We start from the raw sequence: 13,755 nt of genomic DNA, 5'->3' as shown, positions 1-13,755 counted from the left end.
CAGCAAGATGTCAGAAGGCGAACGGAGCGTCTTTCAGGTCCCGTTGGTGTGTTTGGCTCCTGCACGTCACTTGGCAGCCGACGACTTCGGGGACGTGTGGTGGAAAAGTACGGCGACACCCTGTTCGCACTCGACCAGAACGAGGAGTTCCGGCTCCGGCTCCTCGCCGAGGTCTTCGATCCGCTGTGCCGGGCCACGATGGGCGAGCTGGGCGTGGACCCGCGCGCCAGATGCCTGGAGGTGGGGGCCGGCTCGGGCTCGGTGGCGCGGTGGCTGTGCGACCGGGCCCCGCACGGCGAAGTCGTCGCGACCGACCTGGATCTGTCGCTCCTCGACCGGGTGCCGGAGCCCCGGCTGCGCCGGCTGGTCCACGACGTCACCACCGACCCCTTCCCGGACGACTCCTTCGACGTCATCCACGCACGGCTCGTGCTCAGCCACCTGCCGCAGCGTGAGGACGTCATGCGCCGGATGCTCCGCTGGCTGCGTCCCGGCGGATTCGTGCTGATCGAGTCGTTCTGCTGGTTCCCCGTCGAGAGCTCGCCGCACCCCACGTACCGCAAGGTCATGCAGCGCTGGAGCAGTCTCGTCTGCGGCACACTCGGCACCGACAGTTGGTGGTCCCGTGCCCAGCCGGGCTCCTTCCTCGGCTACGGCTACGGGGACGTCGGCGCCAACACCGTCACCCAGAACCTGCGGGGCGGTACCCCGCTCGCCGACTTCTGGCGGCTGACCGTCGACATGTCGCGGGACCAGCTGATCGCCGGCGGCTACGTACTGCCGTCCGACCTCGACGAGTTCTACGCCCTGTTGAGGGACGACACCTTCTGGGACCTGGCACCCGCGCTGGTGCAGTCCTGGGGCCGGAAGTAGCTCCGCCCGCCGCCCGCCGCGGCACGTCGTCCGTCCGCACCGACACCACCACGGAAGGCGTCGCGCCCATGCCGCCCCACGGACACCCCACCGCCCGCCCGGACACCGCCGGTACTCTGCGGGGCATCCTCGCCCCCGAGTCGCGACCGGATCCGTACCCGCTGTACCGGGAGATCCTGGCTGCGGAGCCCGTATGGGTGGCGCGGGACCGACCCGTGGTCGTGTTCGCCTCCTACGAGGCGTGCCGCGCGGTGCTGCGGGACCCGCGGGCGAGCAACGACCGGCGGCACGCCCTGATCCACCGGGCACCCGAGGCCCCCGGCGCGGGCCGGCCGGCCGAGGACGCGACCGCCGCGGACCCGGCGGTGCCGCTGGAGATCCCGTCGTTCCTGTTCACGGATCCGCCCCGGCACACCGCTCTGCGCCGGATCGCGGCGCCCGGCTTCACGCCCCGCGCCGTGCGGCGCCTGACGCCGATGATCAAGGGTCTGATCGACGACCTGCTGGACGCGGTGGCCCCGGACCGGATGGACGGCGTCGCGGACCTCGCGTCCCCGCTGCCCGTGACCGTGATCTGCCGGGTCCTGGGCGTCGACACCGGCGAACCGGACTGGTACCGCACCCGCTCCTCGCTGCTCGGCCGGGCGGTCGACCCCTACCTCGCGTTTCTCGGGGTGCCGCCGCCCGACCCGGCGGGGCGGCGGCGGGCGGAGGACGAACTCGGCGCGTTCTTCAAGCGGTTGGCCGCCGAGCGCCGGGCCGAGCCGCGCGACGACATGATGAGCCGACTGCTCGCGACACAAACCGGCGAGGACCCGCTGACGGACGAGGAAGCCGTCACCACCTGCCGGCTGCTGCTGAACGCCGGACACGAGACGACGGTCGGCCTGATCGCGAACGGCCTGCGCACCCTCCCGCGCCACCCGGAGACCCTCGCCGCCCTGCGGGAGGATCCCGCGACGACGGCTCCCGCCGTGGTCGAGGAGCTGCTGCGTCACGACGCACCGCTCCAGATCGTGCACCGCCACGCCCGGCAGGACATGGAGGTACGGGGCACCAGGATTCCGCGGGGTACGACCATGGTGCTGCTCCTCGCGGGGGCGAACCGCGACGAGAGCGCGTTCGCATGCCCGCACCGTTTCGACGCGGAGCGTGCCGAGGCGTCCCGTCACCTGTCGTTCGGTCTGGGAACGCACTACTGCCTCGGAGCCCCGCTCGGGCGGCTCGAGGCCGAGCTGGCGTTCACCCGGTTCGCCCAGCGGGTGGTCGATCCGCGGCCGGTGGACGGGCCAACGCGCTACCGGCCGCACGTCGTCCTGCGCGGTCCCGCGTCCCTGCCCCTGCGCACCGGGGGCGTCCTCGGCCGTGACACTCCCTGGGACCGGCCGCCGGGGTCGCCGACGGCCGGCACGGACACGGTCAGCGGCGGCGCAGCGCCAGGACCGCATTGTGGCCGCCGAAGCCGAAGGAGTTGCTGAGGACGAGGTCGCCCCGCTCAGGGAGCGGCCGGGCGAAGTTCCTGACCACGTCGAGCGGGACGGCGTCATCCAGGTCGTCGCAGCCAATGGTGGGCGGGATGACACCTTGATGGAGGGTCAGGGCCGCGGCCACGGCCTCCACACCCCCGGCCGCTCCCTGAAGATGCCCGAGGCTCCCTTTCAGCGCGGTGACCGGAACGGGGACGGCACCGTCGGCGCCGGCGAAGACGGTGCTCAGCGCGGCCGCCTCGGCCAGATCGCCCTCCACGGTCGCGGTGGCGTGCGCGTTGATGTGAACCACGTCGGCGAGGTCGGCGCCCGCGTCGGTGACCGCACGGCGCACGGCTCTGGCGACACCGGTGCCGGCCGGGTCCGGGGCGGCCAGGTGGTGCGCGTCCGCGGACAGCCCCCACCCCGCGGCCTCGCAGTAGATCCGGGCCCCACGGGCCACCGCGTGCTCCTCGGACTCCAGCAGCAGGACCCCCGCGCCCTCGCCGTTCACGAAGCCCGTGCGGTCCTTGGCGAACGGCCGGGACGCCGCCTCCGGGTCGTCGTTGCGTGAGGACAGGGTCCGCATCGCACTGAACGCGGCCATGACCTCGGGCGTCACGGCGGCCTCCGCTCCGCCGGCGAGCACGATGTCCAGATGGCCGTGCCTGATGCGGTCGACGGCCTGCCCGATGGCCTCGGTGCCCGACGCGCAGGCGCTCACGACCGTGCGGGCCTCTCCCGTGACGTGCAGGTCGAGCGAGACCTGGGAGGCCGCCTGGGACGGCACGGTCATGGGGGCGGTGAGAGGCGGGACCGCCCGCGCGCCCCGGTCCCTCAGCCGCCGGTCCCCGGCCACGAGGACGGGCGCACCGCCGATGATGCTGCCGAGACTGACGCCGACCCGGTCCGGCTCCAGGCCGCCGGCCCGGGTGCCGCCCTCGGGGAACCCGGCGTCCGCCCATGCCTCGCGGGCCGCCATCACCGCGAACTGGGCGGACCGGTTCATGCGCCGGGCCTGTGTTCTGGGCAGCACCTCGGCGGGGTCCACGGTCACCGTTCCCGCGATGCGCACCGGATGACCGGCGAACTCCGGGGCGTCCAACCGCCTGATGCCGCTGCGGCCGGCCAGCAGACCCGTCCACAGGGCGTCGCCGCCCAGGCCCAGCGGGGTGACCGCGCCGAGCCCGGTGACCACGACCCGCCGAGCGCGGGAGGGGAGTCGCCGGCCTCTGCCCGCGGCCGAACCGCTGTGCCGTGGCTCCTCGGTCTCCGCGCTTGCGCAGCTTCCGCACTCCATGGCTAACGCCTTCCCTTCTGGATGGTTGAACGCTCCATCAATGGGCGAGACTTCGGGCCGTACTCACCGCTTTGGAGCCGATGACGCCTCCGGCTAGGGTTGGGCGTCGAAATTTATGGCACGAACGGGGGCAGCCATGACCGATTCTCATCAACCGGACATAACTGATCTCAGTGATTCCGAGGTGGCATTCGCCGATCTACCGGCGCTGCTGCGGGCGTGGCGCGGCGAGGCCGGAGCGAAACTCGGCCGCAATAGGCCACTGCCGCAAAAAGAAGTCGCACAGCGAATGGGCGTCAGCGAACGCTGGTACCGCGCATTGGAGAGCGGAGCCAAGGTGCCGCTCACCTTGGACACGCTCACCGGCCTCGCCGACGCGCTGGAACTCGGACCGGACGAACGTACAGCGCTGTACTGGTACCGGTTGACCGAGGTCTCGGACATGGAACAGCCGCAGGACGAGGACGGCAGGATCGCCCGGCTGAAGAAGTTCGTGGACGCGCAGACGGCCTTTCCCGCCTATCTCATCGACCACGCATGGAACATTCTGGCCTACAACACGCCCATGGAGAGCTGGTTTCCCTGGGTTCGCGAACCGCGGGCCAATCTCATGCAATGGGTGCTGGAGACACCGGAATCACGCGCGCAGATCCTCGACTGGAGGCATCAGGCCTCGCGGTATCTCGCTCAGTTGAGGTTCACTCTCGTCCGGCGTCCGGACGATCCGACCCTCAAGGGTTTACTGAACAGTGCGCTACGCGATCCAGCGTGCCGGGAATTGTGGGACGCCGGGCCACGCATCATCGCGTTCCGACAAGGCGGTACGTTCCGCCTTTCGCTCCCCCACGTGGCACAGACCGAGCTGGTGGTCACCTCTCAGGTCCTCCTCCCCGCTTACTCCCCGGGCGCCCGCTTCGTGGCACTGATGCCGGCGTAGCGCGGCGCCGTCAGAATGCACTCTACACAGAACTCCATTACTTCGGACCGGCAAATTTTTACCGCTTGACAAGTCTCCGTCACGCGCTGCAATCTCACTCAGCGAGCCAGGGGGAACGGTCGGCTCCAGCGGCCTTCTTCGGCACCCCCTGACGAACGGGGGAGATTTACCTGTGTTACGCGCGAATGGCGTTCACGTTGATTTCGCATTTATTTTCCGACACGGGGAGTCGACGTGCTGAGTCAACTCCTGCCCGGGCCGGAGACCGCCCGGCCGGCACTTCAGCCGCTCATCGGTTCCGAAGCCGTCGTGGACCTGCTGGACACCCTGCGCCGCCGCCCGGTGCAAGAGCTGCGGCTCGCGCTGCCGAGAAGACCGTACGAGCCCCGGGTCCGCGAGCAGGCCGCGCTGCTGAGCACCGAACTGGTGCGCCGTGGGGCGCGGGTACGCGTCCTGCACCTGGAGGACGTCAGCCGTGACCCGGCCTACGCCGACGACGCCCGGCGCATCGCCGCGTCGGGGGCGTGGACCCGGGCGGTGCCCCATCTGCCGGTGTGGATGGCCGTCGCCGACCGGGACTTCGCCATCGTCCCCTCGGACCCCGGCCAGGAGGACGCCCGCGGGACGCTGATGCGCGGGCGGGTCCTGGTGAGCGCCTACCGGGAGCTCTTCGACCAGGTCTGGGCCCGCGCGGAACCCTCCGGTGGCGCTGCGCGCGGCACCGACGGACTCGACGAGCGGGAGCGGGAGGCCCTGGTTCTCCTTGCCGAGGGGCTTACCGACGAGGGCATCTCGCGGCGCACCGGCCTGTCGGTCCGCACCATCCGCCGGACCGTGGCGGGCGTGATGACCAGGATGGGGGCCCAGAGCCGCTTCCAGGCGGGAGTGGAGGCGGCCCGGCGGCGGTGGATCTGAGGCACGGCTCAGCGGGGGCGCGGACGATCCGGCCGCACCCCCGCGCCGGCCTTCCGGCCGCCTACAGCCCGGTCCTGGCGAGGTCGCCCTCCGCGTACCGCTCACCGCTCGCCGGCGTGAGCGCGTCGAGGCGCGCGAGGTGGTCCGGGGTGAGGACGACCGCGTCGGCAGCGGCGTTCTCCTCCACCCGCCGCACCCGCTTGGTGCCGGGGATGGGCACGACGTCGTGCCCCTGGGCGAGCAGCCAGGCGAGGGCGACCTGGGCGGGCGTGGCGCCGGCGTCGCGGGCCACGGACTCGACCTCGTCGACGATCCGGAGGTTGCGGTCGAAGTTGCCCTCGGCGAACCGGGGTGTGGTCAACCGGAAGTCGGACGCGTCCAGTTCGCGGGGCGAGCGGATGGCTCCGGTGAGGAACCCCCGGCCCAGCGGCGAGTAGGCGACGAGGCCGATGCCGAGTTCACGCAGGACCGGCAGGAACGACTCGGCGGGCTGCCGTGACCACAGGGAGTACTCCATCTGCACCGCGGTCACGGGGTGGACGGCGTGCGCCCGCCGGATGGTGTCGGGGCCGGCCTCGGAGAGCCCGATGTGCCTCACCTTGCCTTCCCGGACGAGTTCGGCGAGCGCGCCCACGGTCTCCTCGATGGGCACGTCCGGGTCGACGCGGTGCTGGTAGCAGAGGTCGATGTGGTCCGTGCCCAGCCGCCGGAGCGACCCCTCGACCGCCGTACGCACGTTGGCCGGCGAGCTGTCGATGGTGTCCGGTCCCGCACCGGCGTGCGAGACGAGACCGAACTTCGTGGCGATCACGACCTCGTCGCGGCGGCCGGCGACGGCACGGCCGACGAGTTCCTCGTTGACGAACGGGCCGTAGATCTCGGCGGTGTCGAGGAAATCCACTCCGAGGTCCAGTGCCCGCCCAATGGTGCGGACGGCCTCCTCCTCGTCGCTTCCCGCGCCCGTGTAGTAGTCGGACATGGTCATGGCACCCAGGCCGATGCGTGATACATCGAGCCCGCCGAGCGAAACACGTTGCACTACGAACCCGCTCCCTTCCGTCACCTCTGGTCGAACGATCCGTTCCCTCCCCAACCCTACGAGTATTCAGCGTTGTTGGGGCGTCCAGGACGTGTCATGGCAGCAAAGGGCCACGCGTCTGTCAACCGCCGCGGACCCGTGCTTGACTCGAAATCGGCCCGCCGGTGCGGGCCACTAAATGACGGAGACCCGAATGCCGAACATGACGCTCGGACCGATACACGTCGACGGCGCCTACGAGAACGAACAACTCACCCGGCGAATGGGCATGGAAATCACCATCTGCGAACCCGGACTGGTGGTGGGCACCATGCCGGTCACCGGAAACCGCCAGCCGGTGGGAATTCTGCACGGCGGAGCGAACGCGGCGTTCGCCGAGACCCTGGGTTCGGTCGCCGCCTTCCTTCACGCGGGCCCCGGTGGCAACGCGGTGGGCGTCGACCTGTCCTGTACGCACCACCGCTGGGTGTCCTCCGGAACCCTCACCGGCGTCTGCAGGCCGCTCGCCGAGCGGACCGGGACGGGCTCCTACGAGATCGTCGTCACGGACGGCTCCGGCGCCCGCGTCTGCACCGCACGGCTCACCTGCGCCATCCGCCACGGCCGTCGCCGGCCGGTCGCGGCCGCCCCCGCGACCGCCTCGGCACCCACCCTACGAACGGAGCACCGATGACCCCCAGTTCGACGCGCACCGTGCTGTCGTCCGTGGACGACCGGCTGGGGCCGGCCGAGCAGCGCTTCTTCGGCCGCGGCTTCCGCCGGGTCGCCTACGACATCGGCGAGGTGCACCTCGGCCGCGGCGAGGACGGCGCGGTCCGCGCCCGCACCACGGTCGGCGTCCGCTACCCGGCCGACTGGTCGAGAAAGGCCGTCGGCACCGATCTGCGCCCGCACTTCAGCACCGTCGACGGGATCGTCGTCGCCGCCCAGCTGGCCGAGGCGTGCCTCGGCGCCGACGGCACCGACCTCAGGGAGGCGTGGCTGCGCAAGGTGCGGCTGATGGCCGGCGCCCGCCCGCAGGAGGAGCTGACCGGTCTGCCGGCCGAGGCGAAGTGGATCCGCACCGACCCGGTGGCCGGGCACGCCGAGCGTGTGGTGTCCGTCGTGGACTGCGCGGTCGGCACCATGCGCGTGCGGTGCGAGGTGGAGCACTCCCCCGCCGCCGGCCGGCCACTCGGCGACGGATGGCCGCCGGCCGGGCTGGACACCCTCCTGGGTCCGGCGGCGGACCGCTACTTCGGCGTCGGTTTCACCATGCGCCGGCAGCACGTCCGTGACGTGGAGGCCGACCACGGCGAACTGCGCGCCGAGGCCAGGCTCACCCTCGGCCACGAGGACGGGGCCACCGTGCCCCGCGCGGGCATCGAGGGCGCCTACCAGCCGTCCGTGTCGGTGATCGACGCCTTCGTGACCGCCCTCCAGCTCGCCCAGATCATGCTCTACGACCTCGACGACATGCGCCGGCAGGACAGCGACACCCTGTGGATGAGGCAGACCACGCTGACCGCGGCACGGCCCGACCGCCCGGCCGCGGACATTCCGGTCAGCACCCGGCTGGCCGATCCCGGCCTGCTGCGCATGAGCGGCGGCACCTGGCGCACGCTCGACGTGATCGCCGAACTCGGCGGCATCAACGTGCGGTCCGCGCTCGCACACCGGCTTCCGGAAGGGCACCCGGCGACATGACCCGCACAGCAGTGATCGCCGGAGTGGGCGGTTTCGTGCCCCCACGGGTGGTGACCAACGAGGAGCTGGCCCAGCGCCTCGACACCTCCGACACCTGGATCCGCAGCCGGACCGGCATCGCGCGGCGCCATGTCGTCGACCCCGGCACCAGCACCGGTGACCTCGCCGTCGAGGCGGGCCGAAGGGCGTTGAAGAACGCCGGTGCGGACGGCGCCGATCTGGTCGTCCTCGCCACCACCACGCCGGACCGCCCCTGTCCGGCCACCGCGCCGGCCGTCGCCGCCCGGCTGGGGCTGACCGACGTACCGGCGTACGACGTGGCGGCGGTGTGCTCGGGCTTCGTGTACGCCCTCCAGGCCGGCACGGCCGCCGTCGCCTCGGGATTCGCCGAACGGGTCCTGGTGATCGGTGCCGAGTCCTTCAGCACGATCCTCGATCCCGCCGACCGCACCACCTCCGTCATCTTCGGCGACGGCGCGGGGGCGGTACTGCTGCGGTCCGGCGAACCCGGCGAGCCGGGCGGCGTACGGAACGTGCACCTGGGCAGCGACGGTGCGATGTCGGACCTGATCACCGTCCGAGGCGGCGGCGCCGAGGAGCGGTCCCGGGGCGGGGTGCCCCGTGAGGAGGACCGGTACTTCCGCATGGAGGGGAAGTCCGTCTTCTTCGCCGCGGTGCGCCGCATGACCGAGTCCTCGCGCACGGTGCTGGCCCGTACGGGCTGGGAAGTCGCCGACGTCGACCGGCTGGTCGGTCACCAGGCGAACACCCGCATCCTGCACGCGGTCGCGGACCAGCTCGGACTGCCACCGGAGCGCGCCGTCCTGAACATCGAACGCGTGGGCAACACCTCCGCGGCCTCCATCCCCCTCGCCCTGGCCGACGCCATGGCCGACGGGCAGCTGCGCGCGGGCGACCGGGTGCTGCTGACCGCGTTCGGCGGCGGCGCGACCTGGGGCTCGGCCACCCTGACCTGGCCCGACCTGCCGATCGGCTGAGCCCGCTCCACCCGAACCCCCACGTCCTTCGCCCTACCACCAAGTGAGGTGTCCCATGACCGGTTCCGTCACGACGATGATCACCGAGATACTCACCGGCAAGTTCGAGATACCCGCCGAGGAGGTGTCCCACGGCACCGCCTTCGAGGACCTCGCCGTCGACTCCCTCGCCCTGCTGGAGATGTCACTGATCCTGGAGAAGCGGCTCGGCGTCTCGATCGAGGAGGGTGTGCTCAACTCCCAGCAGACCATCGGCGAGGCGGCCCGGGTCGTCGAGGGCCTCGGCGCCCCGGTGGCCGTCGGGCCGGCCGCCGGCTGAACGCCCGGCGCCGGCACCCGTCATGCGAATCGTCCTGCTCCGTCATGGAGAGACCGACCGCAACACCACCGGCCGATTCCAGGGGCAGGCCGACATCCCGCTGAACGACGCCGGGGTGAGGCAGGCCCAGCAGAGCGCCCGGCACCTGCGCCCGGGCGGCTGGTCGGCGGTCTACTCCTCCCCCCTGGCCCGCGCCGCCCAGACGGCTGCCTACGCCGCCGGCCGGCTGGACGTCCCCCACCTGCGCCTCGCCGGACTGCGCGAACGCGACCTGGGCGTACTCGACGGCCAGGACCGCGCCGAGTACGCCCGGCGGCAGCCGCACACCATGCGGCGGCTGCTCACCGATCCCGGCTACGCCCCGCCCGGCGGCGAGACCGGCCGGGCCGCGCTCTCACGCTTCGTGACCGCCCTGTGCGCCGTCGCGGAACCGGAAGCCCGTACGGTCCTGGCCGTCACCCACGGCGGCGTACTGAACCTGCTGATGTCGGCCCTGACCCGCGCCGGCGGATCACCCGGCGCCATGGTCGGCACCTGTGCCGCCGCCTGTGTGGACATCGACTGGACGCCCGCCGGCCGTCCGCGAGCCGCCCTGCGCCGGTGGAACGCGGCCGCGCACCTGTGCGCCGAGGTCCCCGCCGCGACTCCCGCACTGCCCTATGTCGACCTCGACCCCCTCGTCTCCGACGCGGTCAACCCCATGGAAGTGACACCAACATGAGCATCGAGATCACCGTACTCTTCGACGTCGTACCCGAGCGGCTGGCCGACACCGCCGAGGCCTTCGGGGAGCTGTGCGCCGCGACCCGCCGGGAGCAGGGCGCGCTGCGCTTCGACGCCTGGCGGTCCGAGGAACACGGGAACGTGATCGTGCTGGTCGAGGAGTGGGCCGACCAGGCCGCCATTGACCTGCACATGAAGGAGCCGTACGTCGCGGACTTCCTCGCGAGGACGGACGGCGCCTTCACGCGCCCCGCGTACGTCCACCGCCTGCGCCCCCTCGCCGCCTGACCATGGCGAGCGACACGCAGCAGCCGCGCGTACTCGTCGTCGGCGCCGGACCCGTGGGGATGGTCGTCGCCTGCGAGCTGCTGGCCCACGGTGTCCGGGTCGACGTCATCTCCAAGCTCCGCCGGCAGAGCCCGCACTCCCGGGCCACGATCCTGTGGCCCCGCGTCCTGGAACTCCTGGACCGGGTGGGTGTGGGACGCAAACTGGTCGACAGCGGTCACTACTTCGACCAGATGAACTACTACTCCCAGAAGAAACTGATCGGCCTGATCCGGTTCGACCGGCTGCGCGGCGTCGGCTACCCCTTCGCCATCACCATCCCGCAGTGGCGCACCGAAGCCATCCTGGAGGAGCACCTCACCGCCCTGGGCGGCACGATCGAGTACGACACCACCTTCACCGGCGGCACCCAGGACCCGGACGGAGTCCACTGCCTGCTCCAACGGGCCGACGGCGGGTCCGGATCGCGTACCTACGACTACGTCGTCGGGGCCGACGGCTACAACAGCGCCGTCCGCGACGCGTTCGGCTTCCGGTTCGCGGGCCGGACCCTGCGCACCCGCCTCGCCATCACCGACGCGGAGATCCTGGGTGAGACCACCAGCAGCGAGGCGGCGTACTACCTCACCAGGACCGGGAACATGGTCCTGGCACCCCTGGGGGACGGGGTCTTCCGGGTCGGCGCGAGCGTGCCCGACGACTACACCGGAGACACCCCCGACCGCGCCTTCTTCGAGAAGCTGCTCGCCGAGCGCGTGCCCGGCACCCGCAGGCTCGGCGACATGAGGTTCAGCGGCGTCTTCACCGCGCACGTCCGCTCGGCGGGCGCCTACGCCGACGGCCGGGTCTTCCTGGCGGGCGACTCGGCACACGCGATGAGCCCGTCGGGCGCACAGGGGCTCAACACCGGCATCCAGGACGCGGTCAACCTCGGCTGGAAACTGGCAGGCGTGGTGCGCGGCGACTACCGCCCGGGCCTGCTGGACAGTTACGACACCGAGCGCCGCCCGGCCGTCGACGCGGTCGCCGGGCTCTCCACCCGCCTGGCCCGGATCGGCCTGTACTCGAAGCGGCACCAGACCCTGGCCCGGGACACGGTCTACCGGCTGGGTACCACCACGCAGTCGCTGGAGAAGGTACTCGCGCCCAGACTGGCCCAGTTGGACACCCACTACGGCACCCGGCCGAGACGGGGCCGCCTGGTCGCCGGGGAGCGCCTGCCCCTCGGCTGGCGCGAGTCACCCACCGCACCGGTCCTCGCCGTGGACCGCTACACCGTCCTGCTCTGGCCCGGCCTCCGGTACCGGTACCAGCGGTGGACCGGGCTCGTCGACGAGCTGCGGGAACGGCTGACCGCGGTCACGGTCCGCGACCTCGGCGGCCGTCCGCCCGGTCCGCTGCTGGCCAAGCTCCCGAACGAGGCCCACGCCCTCCTGGTACGCCCCGACGGCCACCTCGACGCGCTCGTCCGGCTGGACGACCGCGCCACCGCCCCCGCGGCCCGCACCGTCGGCGAGGCACTCGCCCGGCACGTACTGCCCCACCCCGGCACCCGGCAGCACGCCGGGCAGCCGGCCTGACCCCACCGTTCCCGCCACGACCGAATCCCGCCACGACCGAAGGAGCCACCCATGAGCACCACCCCCCGCGTCACCCTGACCGAGGTCGCCGACATGGCGCCGGAGCAGCTCGCCGTGTACGAGAAGTTCCAGTCCAACCTGACCCGCGCGCTGCTGCTCACCAAGAACTCCGCCGCCGCCCACCTCGCGCTCGGCGGGACCTTCACGGTCGGTCTGCTGAGCCTGCTGGACCGCGAGGTGGTCGTGCTGCGCGTGGCGGCCCTGCGCGACAGCGAGTTCGAGCGGCTGCTGCACTACCCCCTCGCGAAGAAGGCCGGTCTGGACGACGCCGAGATCAAGGCGATCGAGGAAGGCATCTACGACCGGCTCCCGCCCGGGCGCGCCGCCCTCGTCCGCTACGTCACCGACTGCATGGTCGACCACAGGGCGAGCGAGGAGGCCTGGTTCGCGCTGCGCGAGCACTACTCGCAGAACGAGATCGCCGAGATCACGCACCTCGCAGGGCACAGCGCCATGACCGCCATGTACCTGGCCAGCCTGGACATCCCGCTCGACGAGGGCGTCGCTTCGTGGGGCCGGCTCACCGAGGTCGGGGACGCGGCCAGGAGCTGACCCCCGGCCCGCCCGCACGATCCGAGAGGAAGAACGTTGCAGTACGTCCGGCTGGGTTCGTCCGGCCTGAAGGTGTCCCGACTGGCCCTGGGATGCATGAGTTACGGCGAGCCCGGACTCGGCACCCACCCCTGGTCGCTGTCCGAGGCGGAGAGCCTCCCGTTCCTCGCCAAGGCACTCGACCTGGGCATCAACTTCTTCGACACCGCGAACATCTACTCGCTCGGCACCAGCGAGGAGTTCCTGGGCCGGGCGGTGCGGAAGCTGACCCGGCGCGAGGACGTAGTCATCGCCACCAAGGTGTACGAGAAGCTGACCAGTGCCCCGCTCTCGGGCGGACTGTCCCGCTCGGCGATCATGCGCGAACTCGAGGCGAGTCTGCGGCGGCTGAACACCGACTACATCGACCTCTACATCGTGCACCGCTGGGACCCGGAAACCCCGGTCGAGGAGACCATGCAGGCGCTGCACGACGTGGTGCGCGCGGGCAAGGTCCGCTACATCGGCGCGTCCTCGATGCACGCCTGGCAATTCGTGAAGGCACAGTACGTCGCCGACCTGCACGGCTGGACGCGGTTCGTCAGCATGCAGAACCACTACAACCTCCTCAACCGCGAGGAGGAACGCGAGATGCTGCCGTACTGCCTCGCGGAGGGCGTCGGCGTCACGCCGTGGAGCCCGCTGGCCCGCGGGCGGCTCGCGCGGGCCTGGGAGGCCGAGTCGCCCCGCACCTCGGGCGATCCGGTCCAGCACCGCTTCTACGGACCGACCGAGCGGGCGGACCGCGCGGTCGCCGAGGTGGTCGCCGAGATCGCCGCCGAACGCGCCCTCCCGATGGCCCAGGTGGCCCTCGCCTGGCTGCTGCACCAGCCGGCGGTCACGTCGCCCGTCGTCGGCGCCACCCGGCCGCACCACCTGGAGGACGCCGCGGCGGCCCTCGCCGTGACGCTCGACGACACCGAACTCGCCCGGCTCGCGGCGCCGTACGTGCCGCACTCCGTCGTGGAATACGTCTGACA

14 protein-coding genes and 1 pseudogene are annotated in these 13,755 nt (G+C 71.8%); 13 read left to right on the top strand and 2 right to left on the bottom strand.

Features of this window, described 5'->3' with window-relative positions:
* Positions 1 to 99 precede the first annotated feature (99 nt).
* Together ACZ67M_RS23060 and ACZ67M_RS23055 are read left to right on the top strand one after the other, a co-directional pair.
* Positions 100 to 873, top strand: a complete 774-nt coding sequence (locus tag ACZ67M_RS23060) for a class I SAM-dependent methyltransferase (RefSeq protein WP_361361883.1) — start codon at positions 100 to 102, stop codon at positions 871 to 873.
* A gap of 68 nt (positions 874 to 941) precedes the next feature.
* A complete protein-coding gene (locus tag ACZ67M_RS23055; protein ID WP_469852527.1) occupies positions 942 to 2,351 on the top strand; it encodes a cytochrome P450 in 1,410 nt (469 codons plus the stop codon).
* Here ACZ67M_RS23055 and ACZ67M_RS23050 read toward each other — a convergent pair.
* Positions 2,293 to 3,549 (bottom strand): annotated as a pseudogene (locus ACZ67M_RS23050) (beta-ketoacyl-[acyl-carrier-protein] synthase family protein); the annotation flags it as partial. The gene ACZ67M_RS23055 and the pseudogene ACZ67M_RS23050 overlap by 59 nt on opposite strands.
* Positions 3,550 to 3,775: 226 nt before the next feature.
* Here ACZ67M_RS23050 and ACZ67M_RS23045 point away from each other — a divergent pair.
* Both ACZ67M_RS23045 and ACZ67M_RS23040 read left to right on the top strand, forming a co-directional pair.
* Complete coding sequence (locus ACZ67M_RS23045; RefSeq protein WP_361361879.1) at positions 3,776 to 4,576, top strand: helix-turn-helix domain-containing protein; 801 nt, start codon at positions 3,776 to 3,778, stop codon at positions 4,574 to 4,576.
* 234 nt (positions 4,577 to 4,810) lie between these two features.
* Positions 4,811 to 5,491 carry a helix-turn-helix transcriptional regulator gene (locus ACZ67M_RS23040; RefSeq protein ID WP_469852526.1) on the top strand — a complete coding sequence of 227 codons (681 nt, stop codon included), beginning with the start codon at positions 4,811 to 4,813 and terminating at the stop codon, positions 5,489 to 5,491.
* 61 nt (positions 5,492 to 5,552) lie between these two features.
* Here the strand turns inward: ACZ67M_RS23040 and ACZ67M_RS23035 are convergent, their stop codons facing one another.
* Entirely contained in the window at positions 5,553 to 6,530 is a 978-nt protein-coding gene (locus ACZ67M_RS23035) for an aldo/keto reductase (protein ID WP_361361875.1), read from the bottom strand.
* Between the two features lie 193 nt (positions 6,531 to 6,723).
* Here ACZ67M_RS23035 and ACZ67M_RS23030 point away from each other — a divergent pair, with 193 nt between their 5' ends.
* Genes ACZ67M_RS23030 through ACZ67M_RS22990 form a run of 9 tightly spaced genes read left to right on the top strand, consistent with a single transcriptional unit; the run spans position 6,724 to position 13,753 of the window.
* Positions 6,724 to 7,203, top strand: a complete 480-nt coding sequence (locus ACZ67M_RS23030; protein ID WP_469852523.1) for a hotdog fold thioesterase — start codon at positions 6,724 to 6,726, stop codon at positions 7,201 to 7,203.
* Positions 7,200 to 8,216 (top strand): AvrD family protein, encoded by a 1,017-nt coding sequence (locus ACZ67M_RS23025; protein WP_469852521.1) that lies wholly within the window; start codon positions 7,200 to 7,202, stop codon positions 8,214 to 8,216. Before ACZ67M_RS23030 ends, ACZ67M_RS23025 begins: the two co-directional genes overlap by 4 nt.
* A complete protein-coding gene (locus tag ACZ67M_RS23020) occupies positions 8,213 to 9,214 on the top strand; it encodes a beta-ketoacyl-ACP synthase III (protein WP_385799622.1) in 1,002 nt (333 codons plus the stop codon). Before ACZ67M_RS23025 ends, ACZ67M_RS23020 begins: the two co-directional genes overlap by 4 nt.
* 55 nt (positions 9,215 to 9,269) lie before the next feature.
* Positions 9,270 to 9,533, top strand: coding sequence for an acyl carrier protein (locus ACZ67M_RS23015; protein ID WP_392011751.1), 264 nt, complete (start codon positions 9,270 to 9,272; stop codon positions 9,531 to 9,533).
* 22 nt (positions 9,534 to 9,555) lie between these two features.
* Positions 9,556 to 10,254, top strand: coding sequence for a histidine phosphatase family protein (locus ACZ67M_RS23010; RefSeq protein WP_469852520.1), 699 nt, complete (start codon positions 9,556 to 9,558; stop codon positions 10,252 to 10,254).
* Entirely contained in the window at positions 10,251 to 10,544 is a 294-nt protein-coding gene (locus tag ACZ67M_RS23005) for a putative quinol monooxygenase (RefSeq protein ID WP_361361865.1), read from the top strand. Before ACZ67M_RS23010 ends, ACZ67M_RS23005 begins: the two co-directional genes overlap by 4 nt.
* Before the next feature lie 2 nt (positions 10,545 to 10,546).
* Positions 10,547 to 12,124, top strand: coding sequence for an FAD-dependent monooxygenase (locus ACZ67M_RS23000; RefSeq protein ID WP_469852518.1), 1,578 nt, complete (start codon positions 10,547 to 10,549; stop codon positions 12,122 to 12,124).
* A 51-nt stretch (positions 12,125 to 12,175) separates the two neighbouring features.
* Positions 12,176 to 12,736, top strand: a complete 561-nt coding sequence (locus ACZ67M_RS22995; protein WP_469852516.1) for a carboxymuconolactone decarboxylase family protein — start codon at positions 12,176 to 12,178, stop codon at positions 12,734 to 12,736.
* 36 nt (positions 12,737 to 12,772) lie between these two features.
* The gene (locus tag ACZ67M_RS22990) at positions 12,773 to 13,753 is read left to right on the top strand and encodes an aldo/keto reductase (RefSeq protein ID WP_361361859.1); all 981 of its coding nucleotides are present in this window, start codon (positions 12,773 to 12,775) and stop codon (positions 13,751 to 13,753) included.
* Positions 13,754 to 13,755 lie beyond the last annotated feature (2 nt).

The sequence above is a fragment of the Streptomyces sp. NPDC107500 genome (genome assembly GCF_055582785.1).
This window is presented reverse-complemented; position numbering and strand designations above follow the sequence as displayed.